The organism is Crossiella sp. S99.2, assembly GCF_023094165.1.
Classification (GTDB): domain Bacteria; phylum Actinomycetota; class Actinomycetes; order Mycobacteriales; family Pseudonocardiaceae; genus Crossiella.
This window is the reverse complement of record NZ_JALMDK010000012.1, coordinates 178,613-199,577: the sequence shown is the minus strand read 5'-3', so window position 1 is coordinate 199,577 and position 20,965 is coordinate 178,613. Positions and strand designations below refer to the sequence as shown.

The 20,965-nt window shown below is 70.0% G+C and carries 21 protein-coding genes; 5 read left to right on the top strand and 16 right to left on the bottom strand.

Going from position 1 to position 20,965, the window contains the following annotated elements:
- Window positions 1–2: 2 nt before the first annotated feature.
- Window positions 3–1,052 carry a glycosyltransferase gene (locus MZC64_RS36330; protein WP_247760273.1) on the bottom strand — a complete coding sequence of 350 codons (1,050 nt, stop codon included), beginning with the start codon at window positions 1,050–1,052 and terminating at the stop codon, window positions 3–5.
- 188 nt (window positions 1,053–1,240) lie between these two features.
- Here MZC64_RS36330 and MZC64_RS36325 point away from each other — a divergent pair, with 188 nt between their 5' ends.
- Together MZC64_RS36325 and MZC64_RS36320 are read left to right on the top strand one after the other, a co-directional pair.
- The gene (locus MZC64_RS36325; RefSeq protein WP_247760274.1) at window positions 1,241–1,672 is read left to right on the top strand and encodes an ATP-binding protein; all 432 of its coding nucleotides are present in this window, start codon (window positions 1,241–1,243) and stop codon (window positions 1,670–1,672) included.
- Complete coding sequence (locus tag MZC64_RS36320; protein WP_308301107.1) at window positions 1,669–2,475, top strand: SigB/SigF/SigG family RNA polymerase sigma factor; 807 nt, start codon at window positions 1,669–1,671, stop codon at window positions 2,473–2,475. Before MZC64_RS36325 ends, MZC64_RS36320 begins: the two co-directional genes overlap by 4 nt.
- Here the strand turns inward: MZC64_RS36320 and MZC64_RS36315 are convergent.
- The 14 genes from MZC64_RS36315 to hisC form a co-directional block, all read right to left on the bottom strand.
- Window positions 2,472–3,146 carry a class I SAM-dependent methyltransferase gene (locus MZC64_RS36315; protein ID WP_247760275.1) on the bottom strand — a complete coding sequence of 225 codons (675 nt, stop codon included), beginning with the start codon at window positions 3,144–3,146 and terminating at the stop codon, window positions 2,472–2,474. The two genes, MZC64_RS36320 and MZC64_RS36315, sit on opposite strands and share 4 nt — an antisense overlap.
- Before the next feature lie 28 nt (window positions 3,147–3,174).
- Entirely contained in the window at window positions 3,175–4,755 is a 1,581-nt protein-coding gene (dacB, locus tag MZC64_RS36310; RefSeq protein WP_247760276.1) for a D-alanyl-D-alanine carboxypeptidase/D-alanyl-D-alanine-endopeptidase, read from the bottom strand.
- Window positions 4,756–4,831: 76 nt separating this feature from the next.
- Entirely contained in the window at window positions 4,832–5,701 is an 870-nt protein-coding gene (locus tag MZC64_RS36305) for a DUF4429 domain-containing protein (protein WP_247760277.1), read from the bottom strand.
- A 76-nt stretch (window positions 5,702–5,777) separates the two neighbouring features.
- Window positions 5,778–8,105 carry a chitinase C-terminal domain-containing protein gene (locus MZC64_RS36300; RefSeq protein ID WP_247760853.1) on the bottom strand — a complete coding sequence of 776 codons (2,328 nt, stop codon included), beginning with the start codon at window positions 8,103–8,105 and terminating at the stop codon, window positions 5,778–5,780.
- Window positions 8,106–8,369: 264 nt separating this feature from the next.
- Window positions 8,370–9,158, bottom strand: coding sequence for an ESX secretion-associated protein EspG (locus tag MZC64_RS36295; RefSeq protein WP_247760278.1), 789 nt, complete (start codon window positions 9,156–9,158; stop codon window positions 8,370–8,372).
- Window positions 9,159–9,185: 27 nt separating this feature from the next.
- Window positions 9,186–10,424, bottom strand: coding sequence for a hypothetical protein (locus tag MZC64_RS48280; protein ID WP_282106433.1), 1,239 nt, complete (start codon window positions 10,422–10,424; stop codon window positions 9,186–9,188).
- Window positions 10,417–11,004, bottom strand: a complete 588-nt coding sequence (locus tag MZC64_RS36275) for a DUF3558 domain-containing protein (protein ID WP_247760854.1) — start codon at window positions 11,002–11,004, stop codon at window positions 10,417–10,419. The genes MZC64_RS48280 and MZC64_RS36275 overlap by 8 nt, the downstream gene beginning before the upstream one ends.
- Window positions 11,005–11,029: 25 nt before the next feature.
- Window positions 11,030–11,389, bottom strand: a complete 360-nt coding sequence (locus MZC64_RS36270) for a hypothetical protein (RefSeq protein ID WP_247760280.1) — start codon at window positions 11,387–11,389, stop codon at window positions 11,030–11,032.
- Window positions 11,390–11,587: 198 nt separating this feature from the next.
- Window positions 11,588–12,163 (bottom strand): hypothetical protein, encoded by a 576-nt coding sequence (locus MZC64_RS36265; protein ID WP_247760281.1) that lies wholly within the window; start codon window positions 12,161–12,163, stop codon window positions 11,588–11,590.
- Entirely contained in the window at window positions 12,163–13,368 is a 1,206-nt protein-coding gene (locus MZC64_RS36260) for a WXG100 family type VII secretion target (RefSeq protein ID WP_247760282.1), read from the bottom strand. Before MZC64_RS36260 ends, MZC64_RS36265 begins: the two co-directional genes overlap by 1 nt.
- On the bottom strand, window positions 13,365–13,691 hold the full coding sequence (locus MZC64_RS36255; protein ID WP_247760283.1) for a hypothetical protein: 327 nt from the start codon (window positions 13,689–13,691) through the stop codon (window positions 13,365–13,367). The genes MZC64_RS36260 and MZC64_RS36255 overlap by 4 nt, the downstream gene beginning before the upstream one ends.
- Entirely contained in the window at window positions 13,691–14,254 is a 564-nt protein-coding gene (locus tag MZC64_RS36250) for a YbaB/EbfC family nucleoid-associated protein (protein WP_247760284.1), read from the bottom strand. Before MZC64_RS36250 ends, MZC64_RS36255 begins: the two co-directional genes overlap by 1 nt.
- Before the next feature lie 113 nt (window positions 14,255–14,367).
- The gene (locus MZC64_RS36245) at window positions 14,368–15,402 is read right to left on the bottom strand and encodes an HAD-IIA family hydrolase (protein ID WP_247760285.1); all 1,035 of its coding nucleotides are present in this window, start codon (window positions 15,400–15,402) and stop codon (window positions 14,368–14,370) included.
- A 5-nt stretch (window positions 15,403–15,407) separates the two neighbouring features.
- A complete protein-coding gene (hisC, locus tag MZC64_RS36240; protein ID WP_247760286.1) occupies window positions 15,408–16,460 on the bottom strand; it encodes a histidinol-phosphate transaminase in 1,053 nt (350 codons plus the stop codon).
- 188 nt (window positions 16,461–16,648) lie between these two features.
- Between hisC and MZC64_RS36235 the strand changes: the two genes are divergently transcribed.
- The 3 genes from MZC64_RS36235 to MZC64_RS36225 are packed head-to-tail and all read left to right on the top strand — an operon-like array spanning window position 16,649 to window position 20,003.
- Window positions 16,649–17,848 (top strand): ABC transporter substrate-binding protein, encoded by a 1,200-nt coding sequence (locus MZC64_RS36235; protein ID WP_247760287.1) that lies wholly within the window; start codon window positions 16,649–16,651, stop codon window positions 17,846–17,848.
- The gene (locus MZC64_RS36230) at window positions 17,848–18,960 is read left to right on the top strand and encodes an iron ABC transporter permease (protein WP_247760288.1); all 1,113 of its coding nucleotides are present in this window, start codon (window positions 17,848–17,850) and stop codon (window positions 18,958–18,960) included. The genes MZC64_RS36235 and MZC64_RS36230 overlap by 1 nt, the downstream gene beginning before the upstream one ends.
- The gene (locus tag MZC64_RS36225) at window positions 18,960–20,003 is read left to right on the top strand and encodes an ABC transporter ATP-binding protein (protein WP_247760289.1); all 1,044 of its coding nucleotides are present in this window, start codon (window positions 18,960–18,962) and stop codon (window positions 20,001–20,003) included. Before MZC64_RS36230 ends, MZC64_RS36225 begins: the two co-directional genes overlap by 1 nt.
- Here the strand turns inward: MZC64_RS36225 and MZC64_RS36220 are convergent.
- Window positions 19,963–20,934 carry an L-tyrosine/L-tryptophan isonitrile synthase family protein gene (locus MZC64_RS36220; RefSeq protein WP_247760290.1) on the bottom strand — a complete coding sequence of 324 codons (972 nt, stop codon included), beginning with the start codon at window positions 20,932–20,934 and terminating at the stop codon, window positions 19,963–19,965. The genes MZC64_RS36225 and MZC64_RS36220 overlap by 41 nt on opposite strands.
- Between the last annotated feature and the right edge of the window lie 31 nt (window positions 20,935–20,965).

The following is a 20,965-nucleotide window of genomic DNA, read 5'->3' as shown; positions in this document are numbered from 1 at the left end:
CCTCACCGGCCGCGCCGCTGCTGCGGGATGGCCGTGGCGGCCACGATCCGCTCGTAGCTCCGGTCGGTGTCGGCGACCACCCGGTCCCAGGAATAGCGGGCGCTGACCCGGTCCCGGCCGGCCGCGCCGCACGCCTCGACCATGGCCGGATCGGCCAGGAAGGCGCGCAACGCCTTGGCCAGCCCGCGCGGATCCTCCGGCCGCACGTGCAACCCGGTCACGCCGTGCACCACGGTGTCGGCCGCCGCACCGCCCTCGGTGGTGATCACCGCGGTGCCACAGGCCATCGCGGCCAGTGCCTGGGAACCACAGGAACCGTTGCGGGGCAAGCACATCAGCGCGTCCGCCGAGCGCAGCAGGGCGGGCAGCGCGCGGGCGGTGACCGGGCCGAGCAGGTGCACCCGGTCGGCCACGCCACGGGCCCTGGCCAGCTCCCGCAGCCCGTCTTCGTCCACAGTGGACCGACCGGACGGGGTGGCCAGCACGAGTTCGGTGTCCGGCACCGCGGGCAGCACCTCGATGATCCGGTCGAAGCCGTCGGCCGCGCGCAACCGGCCGAGGCCGAGCAGCCGGTGCCGGGCGCCGCGCGCGGCCACCTCGCCCTCGGGGTGGAAGCGTCGCAGGTCGATTCCATTGGGCACCACCGAGATCCGGCCCCTGGGCACGCCCATCCGCACCAGCCGGTCCCGTTCCTCGTCGGCCCCGGCCAGCACCAGACTGGCCCGGCGGCCCAGTAACCGCTCGATCGTGTTGCGGTCGCCGCCCGCCTCGCCGAGGCCGTGGTAGGTCTGCACCAGCGGCGCGCCGGTGCCGCCGGCGGCGGTCAGCGCGGCCAGTCCGGCGGTCCAGCAGTGCGCGTGCACCAGGTCCGGCGGCCGCTGCCGGAAGCGGCGGGCAAGGAACTCGGTGAACTCCCCCATCGGCAGCGTTTCCCGGTCCGACCTGGTGTACACGGTGACCCGGTGACCGGCCCCGGTCAGTCCGGCGGCGAGCCGGGTCACCTGGGGGTCCTGGTCGGAGACGGTCGGGTCGGACACCATCGCGATCCTCATCGGAGCACCTCCACCCCCGGGGTTCTCGAACCGCCCGGTCGCTAAACCGGGTGGCATCGCGGCGAATCGCCCAGGGTTGGCCGGTTCCAGGCCGGGGTATGTCCATGCTTGTCGAGCCAGCCGAGGTGATGAATGTCCAGGTGTCGTAGCGTGATCGCGTCCCACCACCGCTTTTCCGAGATGTCGAGGTGACCGTGTCGCAGCCCGATTCGACTTCCGAACCGGCCATTCCCCCGGTGGAGGTGCGCATCGCCGCCACCGCGGTGCAGATCTCCGCGGTGCGCGCGGTCGCCGCCGACCTCGCCATGCGGGAGGACTTCGACCTGGACGCGATCGCCGACCTCAAGCTGGCGGTGGACGAGGTGTGCTCGACTCTGGTCCGCCTCGCCGCGCCCGGCGTGGTGCTGAGCTGCGAGTTCCGGCCGGGCGCCGGGGAGATCACGGTGCGCGCCGGAGTGCTGTCGGCCTCGGATGCGTTGCCGCGCAAGGACTCCTTCGGCTGGCAGGTGCTGACCACGCTCGCCGACTCGGTGCAGGCCGGCGTCGAACCGGCCCAGGACGGATTCCACCTGGTCCGGATCGAGCTGGCGAAGAGGAGCAACTCGGTGGTGGGCGGGTGACCCAGGCCGACAGCGCGGCCGAGCCGGGTTCCGGCGACTCCGGCCGATACGACCACCTCAAGCCGTTGTTCAGCGAGCTGGCCGCGCTGCCAGCGGAGGATCCGGGCCGGCAGCTGCTGCGCGACCGGCTGGTCACCGGGTACCTGCCGGTGGCCAAGCACATCGCGCGCCGGTTCAGCCAGCGCGGCGAACCCCAGGAAGACCTGACCCAGGTCGCCACCCTGGGCCTGATCAACGCGGTGGACCGGTTCGACGCCGAACGCGGGGTGGACTTCCTGTCCTTCGCGGTGCCCACCGTGATGGGCGAGGTGCGCAGGCACTTCCGGGACGCCAGCTGGGCGGTGCGGGTGCCCCGGCGGCTCAAGGAGCTGCACCTGTCGATCAGCGCGGCCACCAGCGAGCTGTCCCAGCGGCTCGGTCGCGCGCCGACGCCCAGTGAGATCGCCGGGCACCTCGGACTGACCCGCGAGGAGGTCTACGAGGGTCTGGAGGCCACCAACGCCTATCGCAGCGCCTCCCTGGACGACCTGCTCATCGCCGACGACGATTCGGTGTCCCTGGGTGACGCGCTCGGCGAGGAGGACGAGGGTCTGGCCGAGGTCGAGTACCGGGAGTCGCTGCAGCCGCTGCTGGCCCAGTTGCCGGAGCGGGAACGGACCATCGTGGTGCTGCGGTTCTTCGGCAACATGACGCAGACCCAGATCGCCGACCGGGTGGGCATCTCGCAGATGCACGTCTCCCGGCTGCTCGGCCGCACCCTGGCCACGCTGCGGGAGAAGTTGATGGACGAGGAGTCGGGCTAGCGAGCCAGGATCAGCGCGCCCCGCTTGGTGACGGTCAACGGGACCTCCACCCAGCGCGCGCTGATCTCGGCCTCGGTCGGCGGCATCAGCCGGGCCACCAGGTAGTCGCGCACCGCGCGGGTGTCCGGCAGGTGGACCATGGGCTCGTCCCAGGGCCGGATCTCGACGTCGGGGAAGACCGTGCGAACCAGCTCGGGCGCCTGTTCGGCGTCGAAGGCGGTGCGGCCGGGCCGCCACACCGCGGCCAGTTCGGGCGAGTCGGTGTGCGCGATGGTCGCGGCCAGGAACAGCCCGCCCTGGACCAGCACCCGGCGGGCCTCGCGCAGGGCCGGACGCGGATCACCCAGGTGGCAGAGGCTGTTGGCGGCCACCACCACATCGACGCTGCCGTCGCCGAAGGGCAGCGCGGTGACGCAGCCGCGCACCGCCGGGCCGGGGTGCGCGCGCAGCATGGTCGCCGACCGGTCCAGGCCCACGACCAGGCGCGGGCCGTCGCCGCGGGCGGTGACCGCGTGGCTGAGCACGCCTTCGGCGCAGCCCAGATCCAGCACCACGGCGCCGGCGGGTAGTTCGGCGGCGAGCAGCGCGTACAGGTCCGGCGCGCCCGGCGAGGCGGTCATCCCCCGCCGGTAGCGATCCGGGTTGTCGTCGTAGTCGCGCGGAATGCCCATACCCCGAGTGTGGACCTACCCGGGCCGGTCAGCAGGCTTTGCGCCAGGAGCATTCCAGCCACGGGTCCCCGGCCGGGGGTTCCAGGGGGATGGAGCGGGCGGCCGGGCCGGCCGGGTGCATGGCCAGCCGCAGCGCGATCCGGTCCTCCAGGTCCTTGGTGCCGCTGAGCACGTTGTTGGTGACCACGGCGAAGGCCAGGTCCTTGCCGTCGGCGCCGGTGACATACCCGGACAGCGCGCTCACCGCGGTCAGCGACCCGGTCTTGGCCCGGATCCTGCCCTCGGCGGGGGTGCCGCGCAGCCGGGTGCGCAGGGTGCCGCCGACCATCCGGTCCGGATGTCCGGCCACCGGCAGCGAGTGGTGCCAGACCGGGTACCAGGGGCGGCTGCGGGCGGCGGCGAGCAGGGCGGTGAGCTGGTCCGCGCTGACCATGTCCATTCTGGACAGTCCGGAGCCGTCGACCAGCCGGTAGGCGTTGGCGGACAGGCCCAGCGCGGCGAGTTTCGGGGTCATCGCGCGGATGCCGTCGGCCCAGGTGCCCTTGCCGTGCACGGCTTTGCCCATGGCCTTGACCAGGATCTCGGCGTGGCCGTTGTTGCTGAGCTTCATGAACGGCACCAGCAGCTGGGACAGGGGCATGGAGCGGTGCGCGGCGAGTTCGGTGAAGTGCGCCGGGGTGACGCCGGTGCCCAGCTTCGGGTCCAGGACCTGGACGCCGCGGCGGGTCAGCGCGGCGCGGAAGACGTCGGCGGCGTAGCGGGCCGGATCGTCCACAGTGGAGAAATGCGCGCTCGGGTTCCCGTTGGCCGGTGCGGATCCGGTGATCACGACGGTGTTGGTGCCGTGCTGGCGTTCCACCACGATGCTGCTCGCCGAGCCGGGTGCGCCGGTGGTGGCCCGGTTGTCGATGGTGACGATCGAGGTCGGCGGGGACAGTTCGATGGCCGGTTTCTGGCCAGCCGCGGCCGGGCGGACCCGGACGATCACGGTGCCCGCGTCGTAGTCGGTGTCCGGGGCCACGGTGAGCGCGCCGACCTGGGCGGAGTAGTAGAACGGCTCGTCGTCCCAGGCCCAGCTGACGCCGAGGCGGACCGGGTCGAAGGCGGAGTCGTCGGCCACGACTTTGCCGGTGACCACCTTGATCCCGGTGTCGGCGACGCGCTGGGCGAGCGCCTCGTAGTCGGCGGCCAGGGTGGTGGGGTCGCCGGAGCCGCGCAGGTAGAGGTCGCCGTGCAGGACGCTGCCGCGCAGCGAGCTGTCGGCCAGGACGCTGGTGGTGAAGCGGTGGTCGGGGCCGAGGACTTCCAGGGCGGCCGCGGAGGTCAGCAGTTTGGCGTTGGAGGCCGGTTGCAGCCGGTCCGCGCCGCCGCGCCGGTAGAGCACTTGGCCGTCCTCCACCGAAGACCTGCTTGCAGGGTCGAGCATCGGCACCGAACGCACCACGACTCCGGCGCCCGCCCCGGCCAGCCGGGGGTCGGCCAGGATCTGGTCCAGGTCGGTGGTCAGCGACTGGATGCTCGGATCGTCGCCCGCGGCGGCACTGCCGGTGACGAGCCCACCGAGCAGCGCGGTGGCGCACAGGATGGCGAGCAGGCGTGGTCGTGGCATGCGGTGAACCTGGCCCCGATCCCGCGGCGAGGCAATGCGTCCGGCCCGCTTTTCCCCCGAACGGCGCTCCCGCCTGCTACAACCGGCCGAGCAACTCGGCCTTCTTGGCGCTGAACTCCTCCTCGGTGAGCAGGCCGAGGTCACGCAGTTCGCCGAGCTTGCGGATCGCGCCGACCACCTCGTCGGCGGTGGCGGCCAGGCTCGCGACGGCCGGTGCGCCCACGGGCAGTTCGGCCTGCTCGGGGATCGCGGCCAGCACGGCGGCGGCGAAGGGCAGGGATTCGGCGGTCATGCCCGCGCCGAGGCCGAAGGTCACCGCGTACGGGTCGACCTCAGGGCCGAGGCGGTAGTCCGGCGCGTCGATGGTGCGCAGCCGCAGGTGCCCGCCGCCACCGGCGGGGGTGGCCCAGTCCAGGCCGAGCACCGAACCGATCGGCACGCTGCGCGGTCCGGCGGCCTGCTTCTGCGGATGGGCCTCGCCTGCGATCGGCTCGAACAGCACCACCCGGCCGTCGAAGCTGACGTTGCTGTCGTAGCCGCGGATGCGGCAGGGCACAGCGGGCCCGGCGAGCAGGAACCGCGGCGCGGGCAGGCCGGCGTCGGGGTTGAGCGAGACGCGGGTGCGGATGTCCTCGCCGTAGTGCTCGGCCAGGTCGCGGTTGGACGCGGGCACGACCAGCCGGTACGGGTCGCCGCGGTCGGGCAACTGGCCGCCCGCGGCCTCCAGGTACGGGCAGGCGCCGGGGCGTAGCCGCAGCTGCAAGGTGGTGGTCTTGCGGTCGGCGGTGACCGCGACGTCGGCGATGGCGAGATCCGGCACGGTCCGCTCGCCGAGCTTCTTGAGCAGTCCGCTGGCCCGCAGTCCGCCGCGGTAGACGATCCGAAGGTGCCCGGTCTCGAAGAACCAGGTGGCGTTGTCCCCCGCCAGCTCCAACCCGTAAGTCACCACCGGAATCTAGCGTGCGGCGGGGCGGCCCGGTGGCACACCCGGACCGCCCCGCACACTCAGCTCAGCCGGTGCCTCAGCAGGCGCCGAGGTCCTGCCACACCCCCCATTCGCCGGTGCTGCCGGGCTCCTCGCCCTTGGTCCACCACTTGGCCCGCCACTTCTTGCCCTTGTGCGAGACCTCGTTGCCCTGGGTGTAGGTCGAGCCGCTGGCCCAGGCCGCCACCGAACAGGCGGGCGGCGGCGTGGTCGTGGTCGTGGTGCTGGTGGTCGTCGGGCCGGTGGTGCTGGTCGTGGTGCTCGTGGTCGTGCTGGTGGTGGTCGGGGTGCCGCCCGCGCCACGCGCGTGGTCCTGCTTGAGCCCGTAGGTCTTGCCGCCGAAGGTCAGCGTGAGGTTGGACGGGTTGGTGATCGGCAGGTAGTAGACGATCGCCACCTCCGCGCTCGCACCCGGCGCCAGGCTCTGCCAGCTGGGCAGCTTCAACGAGATCCGGTGCAGATCGCCCTTGAGGCCGCCGATGTTCGGTCCACTGTGGTCGGTCCGGGTCACCGCCAGGGTCCAGCCGGACTGCTGCTGGATGTTCGCCGGCGCCGAGGTGCCGTAGTCGAACTGGAGATCGGCCCCGCCCGGGATGGTCACCGCGGAGTTGTTGGTGATCTTCGCCTTGGGACTGATCGGGTAGTTCGCGTCGCCGACCGGGAACTGCCCCAGATCCACTGACACGTCAAGGGTTTCCGCCGGCGTGGTGTGCTTGGCCTTGCGGTTGCCGTAGGCCGCGCCGGTGCGGAACTTGTCGTACATCGTGGTGGTCAGGGTCGACCCCATGAAGTACTCGTTCTTGGCGGTGTCCTTGGCGTAGTCGCCGGCCAGCTCCCAGATCATGATGCCGCCCAGCCCGCGGTCGAGCACGTACTGCGCCTTGGCCGCGATGGACTGTTCGTCCTCTGTGGACAGGAACACCTTCTTCTGCTCGTTCCACAGCCAGGGCGCGATGAGTCCGTTGTCGTAGTTGCGGACGTAGGTCCCGGTGATCGCGTCATCCGGGTCGGTCGCCGGGGTCAGCCCGTACTGCGCGGCATAGCTGCCGAGCTTGCCGTCCTGGAGGTTCTTGGCGTGCCACAACGGGTTCGAGCCCGCCGGGACCTCCTTGTTCGCGGTGTCCAGGTCGTGCCAGAGGTTGTCCGCGCCCACCGCGCCGTTGCCACACGGCGTGGTCGACCCGACCGAACCCCCGGTGCCTGCTGGGCACTTGGTCTGGTCCGGCAACGCGGCCTTGCCCCACAACCCGTTGGTGCCACCGCTCACGCCACGCCAGCCGCGGGTGTAGTAGGGCACGCCGAGGTTGATCCGCCCGGCCTGCATGGCGCCGCGGAAGTAGTGGTAGGACCAATCGCCGTTGAGGTAACCGATCCCGCCGTACTGCGGCGTGCTGTAGACGTTGGCCGCGGCCAGTTCGGCGTCCTTGCCGTCGTCGAAGAGCGCGGCGTTGGGCCCGACGAAGTGGTTCCACGCGCCGTGCAGGTCATAGGACATCACGTTGACGTAGTCCAGGTACTGCAGGACCTGGTAGGTCTCCATGCCGCGCAGCATGTACCCGGAGGAGGGCGCGGCCACGGTCAGCAGGTAGTACTTGCCATCGGCGGCACTGGCCGCGTCCAGCTTCTCCCGCAGGGTCTTCATCAGCGCGTTGTACCCGGCCATCAGCTTGGCTCGGCGCGGGTTGGAGAAGGAGAAGTCCAGCGGATTGCCCGAGTTCGGCATCGAGGTCGCGTACTCGTAGTCGATGTCCGCGCCGTTGAAACCGTAGCGGCGCACCAGGTCCACCACCGAGTCGGCGAAGGTGTTGATGGTCGCCTGGCTGTCGGTCATGGTGTAGAAACCACCGCTGGCGACCCGGTTGCCGTTGTCGTCGATGAACCCACCGGTCTCCGCCCAGCCACCGATGGAGATCAGCGACTTCACGTCCGGGTACTGCTTCTTGTACTTGTTGAGCAGGTTGAAATGCCCCTTGTAGGGCAAGGACGGATCCATCTCCGCCCCGGCCACGCCAGGCCATTCCATCCCGATCGAGGGGTTGTTGGCCCCGGCGGCCCCGACCGATGCCTTGTTGTCCGCGCCGATGTGCGCGAAGGCGTAGTTGAGGTGGGTGACCTTGGTCCAGGGAATGTCCTTGGCCAGGTACGCGGGCTGCCCGTTCTTGCCGGTACGCCAGCTGGTGAAGTAGCCGATGATCCGGCGCGGGTGATCGGCCCCCATCTTCTCCCGGCCCTCGGCGTCATAGGCCAGGCAGTAGGGCACGTTCACATTCGGCGTGCGGTAGAGCCCGTCGGGACGGCAGTCCTCGTTGGCCGCGGTGTCCGGCACCTCGGCCCGCGACTCCGGGCTCTGCCCCACGACGAACATCAAACTGGCCAGCAAGGCAACCAGGGCAGCGAAAATCGGCACCTTCCTGATCACGATTCACCTCCAGGGAAAGCGGCGGCGGAGGCGGCTGTGTGCGCGGGTGTGCGGGGTCACACAGTGGTGCAGGGTGCCCGAAAGGTAAGAGGTTTAGACCATGGCCGTCAATAGGTCTGGACCACTGGAGGTTCGCCGGGGAGACGGGCTGACCCGGTTGGCGGCACGGGATGCGGCCGGTTGCGTGGTGGTCGCGCTCTCAAACCCTGGTCAGGCGGGAAGCAGGCGAACCAGCGCACCGGCGAACTGCGCACGCAAACGGTCAGCGAGTTCCCGCGGGCTGCCGGGCAGGACCAGGCCCCAGGTCGCCCCATCCGGACCGCGCTGCCGACCGGCGAGATACCGGCCGGCCGCGGTGTCGACGTAGTCCAGGGGGAACTCCGCGACCTGGCGAGAACCATGCGGAGTCCGGCTGGCTACCCGGAACTGGCCCGCACCCAGCTTCGGTTGCGCGAACAGCCGCCGCGCCCGCTCCGCGGTCGCCGCATGTCCTCGCGGGCCACCAGCCGGACGCAGCACAGAACCTTCGGCGGTAGACGGACCCGCCGGTTCGTCTTGCGGGAAGCTGAGTACCGGGGTGCGCAGCGGCGAGCAGTCCGGCAGCAGCCGGGCCACCACCTCCGGCAGCCGGTCGGGGTCCACCGGTTCGAGGGTCAGCCAGCCGTCATGCAGAATCGCCAGCACCGCGTCGGTTCCGCTCGCCGCGGCGAGCACCCCCACCGGCGACGCCTGGGCATCCGGGGAGAACCAGCCGTAAACCTCCCGCTGTGGCCGGGCGAGCAGTCGAAGCGCGGCCACCAGATCCGGGCGCACGTCCGTGCCATCAGCCAGTCCGGCCGCGGTCAACTCCCCGAGCACCCGCTTGGCGACCTCGATCCGCTCGTCCCAGGTGCTCCCCGGCGAATCGGTGATCAACGCGTTGTGCTGGTCCCCGAGTCGCTCGGCCTCCCAGACGACGTCGTAGGCCAGTGCCGAGATCACCACGCGAGCGCGCAGCATAATTCGCCCCCTGTGGCTTCGTGTTACTCAGGACTCGCCGATGACCGGCGGTGCGACGTAACCGTCAATGCCCCAGAACTCCTCGGACTCCACCAGCCAGTCTGGCCGCTGATGTTCCTTGTCCTCTTCACCCCGAGCCCCTGCGCCGCCACCCATCGGCCCGGCGCCCATGCCAGCGGCACCGGCGCGCCCAGCCGTGGCCGCCGCACCGGCCGGCCCGAAACCCGCGCCCCCGCCAACCCCGACCCGTCCACCAGAACCGGCTGAACCGCCGCCGCCAGGTCCAAACCCAGCGCCCGCGAACCCGCCACCGTAACCAGCGCCGCCTGCGCCACCGCCGCCAAGTCCACCGCCGCCGTACTGGCCGCCGCCACCGGGCCGCTGGACCGGGTCCTCAGCGAACTGCACTGGGGTCTCATCGATCGGTCCTGGCCGCTGAACCGGGCCACCCCCGGGTGGCAGGTCGCCCCCGCCTCCTGGCGGTGGCTGATCACCGCGACCACCGGGTGGCAGGTCGCCGCCACGGGGTGGCTGGTCCACTCCGGTACGACCCTGACCACCGGGCCAGGAACCAGTGCCGCCAGGCCGGATGCCACCGCGCCCCGGATCCCGTCCCCGGTCGAATCCCCCGCCACCACCCGGCGGGGCCTGGACCAGCGAGGTGTCACCTGTCGCGGTGGCAGGCGGCGCCCAGGCCGGCATGGTGGTCAGGTTGCCGTTGGTGGCAACGCCGTACCCCGCGAGCACCACCTGGTTGTGGCTGGTGTCGGACTTGAACTTCTGAATGTCGCGATCCAGATCGGTCTCACCAGGAGTGAGCCGGTTGATTATGTTGTTCTGCGGCATATCGCCGGACACCGGCCGGAGCTTGTGCTTGGCCCCATGCCAGTCGTTGCCCTGGTTGCCGACCTTTCCCCCGGTCTGCTCGGCCACCTGTTTGGCCGCTTCCGCGTACTTCGCCAGTGGCAGCACGGATTCCCGCGCGGTATCCGCGGCCTTTCCCTGCCAGGAGCCGAAGTCCCGCAGGATCGCCTCGACCTCACGCTGCATATCGTCGTATTTGCGCGCCACATCGCCCCACAGCTTCTGCTTGGGACTCACCGTGGGCTCGGTGCCCTTGCCCTGGTGGAACCACTGGTAAATCTGGTCGCCACCGTGACCGGCGGGGCGCACATTGCCCATCGCCCAGTTGTAGCCGTCCTTGACGCCCTGCCAGGCACCACTGGCCACCTCGCCGACCTTGTCGAGGAAGCCCATCTCAGCCACCGCCCTTGAGCGTCTCCAACACCAACTCGGAAATCTTGACCGCCCGCGGACAGGGGGTCGCGTAGTCGGCGGGCTTGTTCACCCCACCGCGCAGTGTCATATCCACCCTGATCGTGACCGCTTTCGCGACCGCGGTTTCCAGCACGCACTGCCCACCGTCACGAAGATCCTCGGGCATGGTCACGACCGCTGGATAGGCCCCTACCTGCGTCGGCTCGAACACCCTGGCCCCTGACCGCAACTCGTAGATTCCAGCCAGTCCGCCCGACTTGGTGTTGATCGTCACCGAGAAGTAGATCTTCGCTGGCTCAGCGTTGGCGTTCCACTGGCAGGACGGCCCCAGAATGCTCTCCGGCCACACCTTGCCGACAACGCCGCTGGCGACCTGCGCAATCTGACCAGTGGTCAGCAACCCACACGGATTGCCCATGAACTTGCCGGAGTCCAGCTCCGGCTGGGTGAGCACAGGCGCACCACTGCCCGCCTGGCTTGAGGTCGGCTGAACCGTACCGGTAGGCGTCGGATTCGACGGGCCGCAGCCTACGAGCAGGACCACCCCCACGACTCCAGCCAGCACCATCTTGGTCGAACGAGAAAGCACGGAGTCAGCCCTTCGACTTGTCCAGGGTGGCGCGGCTGCGCTCCTCACCGGTCGCGTACTGGTCGTATGTCGACTGAAGCATGTCGATCGTCTTCTGAATCTCGTTCTGATACGCCTGGTTCGCCCTGCCGTGACAACCATCAGCGTCCGACGCCTTCTCGCAGATCGTATTGATCGCCTGAGAGCTGAAGGGATCCTCGCCAGGTGGCGTCCGATCAACCGCGGTCTGCCTGGCCAGGTTGTTCGCCTCCTTCGCCATGAGCAGCACCCCCTCGAACCGATTGATCATCTTCAGCAGGTCCGCGACCTCAACGCGGAACCGGCCGCCGCCCCCGAAATCGATGTCGACCTGTCGGCCAGCCATCGTAGAACACCCCCTGCGCTCGCCTGCTCACCCACCGTCGCCCCCCAGCGCAGTGCAGACGGTAGCAAGAAAAGCGGTACGCAGTGGCAAAAATCAGACTTGCGAGCCACGGTTGTGGCCACACTCCCACCCGAACGGCACATCGCACCAACTCCGGGCAATGCACCAATGCGATTTGTCAGGGGCCTGCCTCTCCAGTCATGTCCCCGACCCCGGCGAGGAAGTGCCAGCCACCTGTTCCAGCCGCTTGGCCACCCCCAGCAGGAAGGCGAACTTGCGACGGAACACACCGCCGTGGAACTGGTATCCCCACTTCGCGCGCAACACCCCGTCAGTCACCTCCACATGACACGAGGTGACCGGCCGGCGCAGCATCCACCAGCGCAGATCCGTTTCGGTGAGGATCCGGGCATCCCCGCGCCACACCTCAACCCGGCACCGGATCCGGTGATAGCGGATCTCGCAGTCCGGAAGATGGCCAAACCCGGGAAACTCCATCGAGACCTTGAAGGACTCCCCGGAGCCACCGTCGGTATTGCGCACTTCGCGACACCGGAAGCGCTGGCCCCGATATACGCCGGAGAACCGGACGGTCTCCCGCTCCGCGGAAACGAACTGCGTGACCTTGTACTTCCAGCCGTGCTTCTTCGCCAGCCAGCGCAGGTGAAACCGGCGGAACGCCTCCGCCCGCATCGTGTGCACGAACATCCAGGCCGGTGGGCCGAACACCGGGATAATGCCGACCAGCAGGATCTGCAGAAACCACGGATCCATCAGAGATCAAGGTCCCGTCGAGTCTTGTCCTCATCCTGATCCGTCCCCTGACTGGAGTGGTCAAGGGCCTTCTTACCGTCCTTGGCGTAGCCCGCCGCCTTACCGGCGATCTTGCTCGGATCGACCTTGCCCACCGGATTGCCCTCCGAGTCAAACCCCGTCTTGACCTCGTCCATCCCGACGATCTTCTTGGTCTGTTCCTTGAGCGACTCGCCGACCTTCTGACCGAGACCGGCCCGCACCGCGCCCAAGGTCGAGGTGCTGCTCTGCTCCAGCGTCTTGCGGAACTCCTCCCGGGTGAGTTCCCGTTTGGCGCTTTCCGGCAGCTTCTTGTTGACCTTGTCCGTGGCCTTGGCCAGCGCCGAGTCCTGAATCTTCTCCAGCCCCTTGCCGCCCTTGCCGGAGGTGCTCATGAACTCCTGGCCGATCCTGGAGTTCTTCAGCCAGCCCTGGAGCTTGGTGATCAACTCCTTGATCTTGTTGATCAGTTTGCTGAGCCTGGTCACCTTCTGGGTGGTTTTCACCGTGGTGCTGGCGACCTTGTAGGCGGTCACCCCGCTGGCCACGGCCGTGGAACCGCCGAGGGTGATCGGTGCGGTGGCCAGTGCGGCGAGCCAGGTGATGATCAGCCACTCGATCAGCTCGGCCAGCAGCCCTCGGATGAACTCCTCCACCACCTTCATGAGCATGCTGGAGATCTGGAGCAGACCGCCGATGTCACCCGCCTTGTCAGCGGCACCCGCCACCCCCTCAAGGAACCTGGACATCCGGGTCCGCGCGGCGTCAGCGGCGGCGCCCTGCCAGTCCTTGAGGTCCTCCTTCAGGGTGGCGCTCAACTCCTTGCCGAAGGCCACGATCTCCTTGCCCAGGTCGCCGAAGCCCTGCGCGGATTTCGCTAGCGCCTCCGAATTGCCGGAGACGAGCTGGATGGCCTGTTTCAGCGGCGTGCAGATGTTCATCAGGAAGCCCAAGCCCTGGTTGATCAACCAGCCGAGTGGATCAGCGGCCGCGCTCACCGCGGTGCCGACGCAGGAGTTGACCAGGCTCGTGGCGTCTGCCGCGACCGCGGAGACCTCGATACCTACCGTGACGGCGTCCTTGTTGAAGTCGAGCTTGTTGACCTTGTCCGCGAGCTTGACAGCGCTGCCCAGGCCCGCGGGCAGGTTCGGGGCGACAGTGCCCTCCCAGTAGCCGGGGGTGCTCATTTCGACCCTCCCAGCCTCGACTTGAGTTGCCTGGCCGCCTGCTGGGACGACTCGTCGGCCTCGCGATACGCCACGGCGGACTCGCCGAGCCGGTCGCCCGCGTGCCCGGTGCCCTCAGCCATCCGGTTCAGGAAGTCCCGAAAGTCCGCCAACAGCGACCGGTACTCGCCGACGACCAGCTGTCCGATCAGCCCCCAGGCATCGTCGGGCACCTCTGCGGCGGACAACTTGCCCCTCATGCCGTCCGCCTTGCCTGCCAGCCCCTTGACCTTGCCCGCGCAGTTGTCGATGGCGGCCAGATTCGTCTTCAGCTTGCTGGTCATCAGTGGTCCTCCCCGTCATAAAGCTTCCGGAGAAACTCCTCCCCCTGACTCACCGGCGGCGGTGGCGGGGCCTGCGCGCGGGGCGAGCCGGGCTTGTCGCTGAGGAACTCCCGATCCGCGAAGTCCTCCTCCTCGGCGGCACGCCGGGCAACCGGGGGCCCGGACGTGGTCGCGCGCAGCTGCTCGACCGGAACGCCCAGCATCTCGGCCTGCGTCTCCAGTACCTGATCCAGCACATTCAGGTCGTCGCCTACGTAGCGTTGGACGGTTTCCGCTTGGCGGCGGGCGCCTTCGGCCACCGCGGTCTGGATGGTGGCCATCACCGTGGCGGCCAGGGCCTGGGGGCCTCGGCGGAGGGCTTCATCGGTGAACTGGAGGTTCTTGATGGCCCCACCTGGACCCGCGGTGACCGTGACCGAGCGGTCGGGGGAGGTGGCGGTGGCTTCGACGGCGGCTATTTCCTCGCGCATGCCGTCGTAGGCGGCCAGTCGTTGTTCGGCTTTGCGGCCGTGTTCCTGGAACCGTTCGAACTCGGCCACCAGGTCGTCGAATTCGGTCGACATGTGTGTTCCCCCTGCGCTCGCCCGTGTGTGCAGTCGCCCCCCAGCGCTGTTCGGAACGTAGCAGGAGTGCTCGGCGGTCGTGGTGGGAATCGTGCTGTTGTACCTCAGCCGGGTCAGGCCGCGCGGGGGTTGTCGCCCAGGTCGGTCCAGTAGTCGAGGGCGGTCTCGATGGCACAGTCCACTTCGGAGTCCGCGGTCAGCCAAGCGGTGGCGCACAGGGCTCTGGCGCCGTCGACCAGGTTGGCGGGGTCGGTGGTGGTGAGGTGGAGTTCGCCGTGGTCAGCCCGGGCGGTCCAGGTTCCACAGTGGACGGTGGTGCCGTCGGTGAGCAGTTCCGCGTGGGGGTGCAGCAGGCCGCGGAGGTCGGCGGCGAGGTAGGTGGGGCGATGTTGCGACGGGGCGGTGGCCAGGGCGCGGACGGTGGTGACGCCGGTGAGGACCAGCAGGCTGTCCAGGCCGCTGGCGTTGGCGCCCTCGATGTCGGTGATCAGGCCGTCGCCGACGACCAGGTGCGGGCCCGCGCTGCGGCGGATGGACTCGGCGAAGATGGCCTGCTGCGGTTTGCCCGCGACCAGCGGATCCTTGCCGGTGGCCAGCCGGACCGCGGTGGCCAGGGCGCCGTTGCCGGGGGCGATGCCGCCCTCCCTGGGCACCGCGAGGTCCATGTTGGACACGATCCACGGGATGCCGGTGGCCACCGCGTAGGAGGCTTCGGCGAGCTGGCGCCAGTCCACGTCCGGGGCGAAGCCCTGGACCACCGCGGCCGGGTTGTCGGTGGCCGAGCGGACCGGACGCAGGCCCACCTCGGTGACCGCCAGCTCCAGCGAGGGGCCGCCCACGATCAGCACCGCCGAGCCGGGTGGGACCTGGCCGGCGGCCAGCCTGGCGGCGGCCTGGGCGGAGGTGACCACCTCGTCCGGTTCGACCGGCAGGCCGAAACCGCTGATCAGGGTGGCCACCTCGGCCGGGGTGCGGGAGGCGTTGTTGGTGACGAACAGGGTCCGCAGGGCGTGGCGGCGCGCCTCGGTGAGGGCCTGCGCGGCGTGGTCGACCGCGACCGAGCCGCGGTAGACCACGCCGTCCAGGTCCAGCAGTGCGGTGCGGTAGCGCTCGGCCAGGGGCGTCGCGCTGCCTCGCAGGACCCGCATCGACGTCAGCCCGGGAAGGTGCGGGCCGCGGCGAGCATCGCCTCGTTCTCCTCGGGCGTGCCGATGGTGACCCGCACGCCGTCCCCGGCGAAGCAGCGCAGCACCACCTTCTGCTCGATGCAGTGCTCGTTGAACGCGGCCGCGCGCTCGCCCAGCGGCAGCCAGACGAAGTTGGCCTGCGACTCCGGCACCTCGAAACCGCTCTTGATCAGCTCGTCCCGGACCCGGTCGCGTTCGGCCGAGATGAGGCGGCAGCGCGCCATCAGCTCGTCCTCCACATCCAGCGAGGCGAGTGCGGCGGCGTGCGCGAACCGGTTGACGGAGAAGGGAATGGCCACCTTGCGCACGCCACCGGCGACCTCCGGCGAGGCCACACAGAACCCGACCCGGGACCCGGCCAGCCCGTAGGCCTTGGAGAAGGTGCGCAGCACGGCCACGTTCTGCCTGCCGCGGGCCAGTTCCAGGCCGTCCGGCACGTCGGGGTCGGTGACGAACTCGCGGTAGGCCTCGTCCAGCACCACCAGCACGTCCTCGGGCACCCGGTCCAGGAAGTCCACCAGCTCGGCCCGGCGCAGCGCGGTGCCGGTCGGGTTGAGCGGGTTGCTCACGAAGATCAGCCTGGTCCGCTCGTTGATCGCGGCCAGGCTGGCGGCCAGGTCGTGCCGGTGCCCGGCGGCCAGCGGCACGGTGTGCCGGACCGCGCCGACCACCTGGGTGACGATCGGGTACGCCTCGAAGGAGCGCCAGGCGAAGAGCACCTCGTCCTCGGCGGTGCACAGCGCCTGCACCAGCTGCTGGCACAGCGCCACCGAACCGCAGCCGATCGCGACCTGCGAGGGGTCGACGCCGTGGATCGCGGCCACCCGCTGCGCCAGGTCGTCACTGCCCATCGCCGGGTACCGGTGCACCGAGGCGGCGGCTTCGGCGACCGCGTTCACGATCGCGGCCGGCGGCGGATAGGAGACCTCGTTGCTGGCCAGGTTGATCGCCCCGGCGATCTTCCGGCCGGGTACGTAGTCGGGCATGGCGGCAAGGTCGGCTCTGACTCGCACGGGCATATCCGCATCCTTACATCGCTGACCAGGCAGAAGGAATAGCGCGTAGGTCGCCCGAAGCAGTGCCGGCTGCGTTCCGCGTCACAGTGCGTCGATAAACGAACACTTCGCGGTGAACTCCGGGGAACTGAATCCGGTCCCGGTCCGACTATCACCATCGAGAGCCGATGCCGCACCTCCAGGAGTCACGCATGCCCCGCTTGTCCCTCGCGCTGGCCGCCACCAGCCTGTTGCTCCTGGGCGCCTGCGCGGGCGCTCCGGCGGCCGAACCAGGGGACGCGGGGTGTGCGCGGAACTACGAGGCCGGGCGGGACTACTTCCCGGACAAGGTGAGTGCGCAGGTCTCGACGCAGTGGCAGGTGGAGTACCGGCAGCACTACAAGCTGCTCAAGGTCAACGCCGGGCCGAAGACCAGCCTGGAGCAGAACGACACCGCGCCCCGCAACTACGTGCTCTACCAGTGCGGCACCCCGAAACCCGAGCTGACCGGGGACCTCGCCGGGGCCACCGCGATCCGGGTGCCGGTGCGCAAGGCCATCGACAATCCGGCCACCCTGCTCGGCGCGTTCGAGGTGCTCGCGCCGGAGGTGCTGGCCGGGTACGGCGAATTCCCCGGCACCGACACCGCGCCGATCCACCTGCCGCGGGTCAGCAAGCGGATCGTGGACAAGACCGCGATCGGGGTCGGGCACGGCGACAAGCTGGACACCGAGCGGGTGCTCAACCTCGGGCCCGAGGTCATGTTCGCCGCCAGCGGGGACAAGGCGCGCTTCGACAAACTCGGCCAGGGCGGGGTCGGCGTGGTCTTCTACGACCCGTTCAACGAGCCACCGCTGGGCAGTGCGGAAGCGGTGAAGTTCCTGTCGCTGTTCACCAACTCCGAGGCCAAGGCGAACGCGCACTACACCGGGGTGCACACCCGCTACCGCGAGCTGAGCGCGAAAGCCACCGCCGCGCAAGGGAAACCCTCGGTGCTGGTGGGCATCAACGGGCACGGCCGGGACTTCCTGACCCCGCAGCACGACTACCTGGAGCCGACCCTGGTGCGCGACGCCGGCGGGCGCACCGTGTTCGACCTGCCCGGCAAGGCCTTGCAGCGGCTGCCGATGGAAACCATGATCGAGCAGGGCGCGAGCGCGGAGTTCTGGTTCCGGCCGGACTTCGTCGGCAAGGGCATGACCGTCAAGAAAATCCTCGAAGCCGAACCGCGGCTGAGCCGGATCACCGCGCTGACCAGCGGCAAGGGCATCGACCGGGCCGACCCGCGGGTGTACGCGGCCGCCGGGCTGGTCAACCCGGACAAGCTGCTGGCCGACCTGGTCAGCGTGCTGCACCCGGAGGTCCAGCCCGGTCACCAACTGGCCTTCCTCCGCCGGATCGAGGCCGGCTGATGAGCCAGGCGACGCTGCCGGGCACCGAGATCCCACCCACAGCCACCCCCCAGCCAGCCCGGGTTCCCGTTCGGGCTGGGTGGCGGGTCGCGCTGCTGGTCGGGCTCGGCGGCGTCGCCGTCCTGCTCGCCGTGCTCGCGGTCAGCCTCGGCTCGGTGCGCATCCCGGTGCCCGACGTGGTGCGCGCGATCCTCGGCGAGCCAACGGAAACCGCGTCCTGGGCGTTCATCGTCACCGAGATCCGCATCCCGCGCGCGCTCACCGGACTGCTCGCCGGCGCCGCGCTGGGCGTGGCCGGGCTGAAGATGCAGACCCTGTTCCGCAACCCCCTGGCCGACCCGCACCTGCTGGGCGTCAACGCGGGGGCCAGTTTCGGTGTCAGCCTGGTGCTGCTCGGCGGGGGCAGTGCGCTCACCGGCGGCGTCGCACTGTCCACAATGGAGGGACTGGGCACGGTCACCGCGGCCGCGCTCGGCGCCGCCGCGGTGATGGCGGTGATGCTGCTGGTGGCCGCGCTGATCCGGAGCACCGTGATCGTCATCGTGATCGGCGTGATGGTCAACGCCTTCGTGCTGGCCATGGTCGACATGCTGGTCTACTACGCCCAGCCCGAGGCGGTGAAGACCTTCACCGACTGGAGCGCCGGCAGTTTCCAGAGCGTCACCTGGCAGGCCCTGCCGGTGCTGGCCGGCATGGTGCTGGCCGGACTGGTGCTCGCGGTGCTCTCGGTCAAACGGCTCAACCTGTTCCTGCTCGGCGAGGGCTACGCCGAATCGCTCGGGGTGTCCGTGCGGGCCTTCCGCTGGACGCTGATGGCCGGGGCCGCGCTGCTGGCCGGGGCGGTCACCGCGCACGCCGGGCCGATCGCCTTCCTCGGCATCGCCGCCCCGCACCTGGCCCGCGGCCTGCTGCGCACCGCCGACCACCGCTACCTGATCCCCGGCGCGGCCGTGCTGGGCGCCACCATCGCGGTGGCCGCCAGCATCCTCAGCCAGCTGCCGGGCAGCGAGGCGGTGCTGCCGCTGAACACCACCCTCGCCCTGCTGGGCGCACCGGTGGTCACCTGGGTGCTGGTGCGACTGGGCCGCGGCGGCCGCGGACTGGAGGTGTGATGCAGCCAGAAGTGTTGCGTGCCAACGGACTCAGCGTCGGCTACCGGGTCCGCCGCCGGAACAGGACCGTACTGTCCGAAGTGGACCTCGGCCTGCGCGCCGGACAACTCGTCTGCCTGCTCGGGGTGAACGGCACCGGCAAGTCCACCCTGATGCGCACCCTGGCCGGGATGCAGCCGCCGCTGGCCGGATCCGTCGACCTCACCGGGGTTCCACTGACCGGACTGTCCAGAGTGGAGCGAGCGCGGCGGCTGGCCGTGGTGCTCACCACCCGGATCCAGGTCGGCAACCTGCGCGGGATCGACCTGGTCGAACTCGGCCGCGCGCCCTACACCGGCTGGTCCGGCACGCTCGGCGCGGCGGACAAAGTCATTGTGCGGGAAGCACTTGCGCTGGCCGGGGCCGAGTCGCTGGCCGAGCGGATGCTGGATGAGCTGAGCGACGGCGAACGGCAGCGGCTGATGGTCGCGCGGGCGCTCGCCCAGCAGCCGGACGTGCTGCTGCTGGACGAGCCCACCGCGTTCCTCGACGCGCCACGGCGAGCCGAGCTGACCGCGATGCTGCGCGGCCTGGGTACGGCCACCCGGCTGGCGGTCCTGTTGTCCACCCACGACGTGGAACTGGCGCTGCGCAACGCCGACGTGGTGTGGCTGGTGCTGCCCGGCGGGCGGGTGGTCGCGGGCGCGCCGGAGGACCTGGTCCTGGACGGTGTCCTGGAACGGGCCTTCGGCGGCCGCGACCACACCTTCGACCCCCTCGCCGGTGGATTTCAGGTGCGCACGCACACCCACGGCACGGCACGGGTCACCGGCGCGGGCGACGAGCTGACCGAGGTGTGGACCCGGCGGGCGCTGCAACGCTGCGGCTACCGGATCGACGACACGGCCGCGGTGGCCGAGGTGGAGGTGGGCTGGCACCGCACCGCCGACGGCCACCGCTGGAAGGTGTCCACGACCGCCGGGAACAGCGAGCACGACTGCCTCGCCGGGGTCGTGGACACGGTCAGGCGGACACCGCCACGTAGTGCGACGGACGGCCGTTGAGGTGCACCGGCTCGCCCACCTTGGCCGCGTCGATCCGCTTCATCAGGGTGTAGTTGCGCTCCCCGCGCTGCTGCACGGCCACCGAGTGCCACGGGGTCAGCCAGCAGTCCGGCGAACCGAGCAGCATGATGCCGAACTTGGGCCCGCCCACCGGCTGCGGGTGGATGGAGAGTCGGACCTGCTTGGCGTGGTACTTGGCGATCAGGTCGCCCCAGGCCCGGCTGCGCTGGATCACCCCGTAGGCGCGCTGGCGGCATTCCCGCTGCAACGCCGACTTGGTGCCGTCGAAGTCACCGGCGTCCTCGACCAGGAACCGGGTGATGCCGCGGTAGAGCCGCAACGCCTTGCCGCCCGCGCGGACCTCCTCCCGCAGCGACTCCTCCGACTCGGCGAACTCCGCGGTGAGGATGCGCCGCTTCTCCTCGAATCCCGCGTCCCCGTAGACGTTCTCCAGGCTGAAGGTGTCAATCGAGTCGAAGCCGCCCCAGGTGATCATCTGGCGCAGGGTCTCGGCGTACTCGTCGATGTGCTGGTCCGGCACCTTGATCAGGTCGCCGAAGACGTGCCCGTCGGAGCAGATCAGCATCCGCGCGCCGGGCGGGTAGACCTCCCGGACCCGCTCGGTCAGCCCGTGCAGGAAGCGCAGCGAGAGCAGCTCGCCGAGGTCGGGCAGGTGGCCGAACACCTTGTCGGTGTTGGGTGATTTGCACGGGAAGGCCGGCAGCGTGAACACGATCGGCTCCCCGGCGGCGACGAACTCGCGGAGCTGGGAGAGCTGCTCGGCGAAGGCGGTGCCGACCTCGCTGTCGGTATAGGTGTCCTCGGACTCCGCGCGCCGGTACGGCAACAGGATCCGCAGGATCGACTCGCAGGTGCCGGCGACGTCCACGATGTGGTCGGCGGCGGCGGAAATGGTCGTGGTGGGACTCATGGCGTGCCTCCAGGCAGGCTGCGTACAGCGC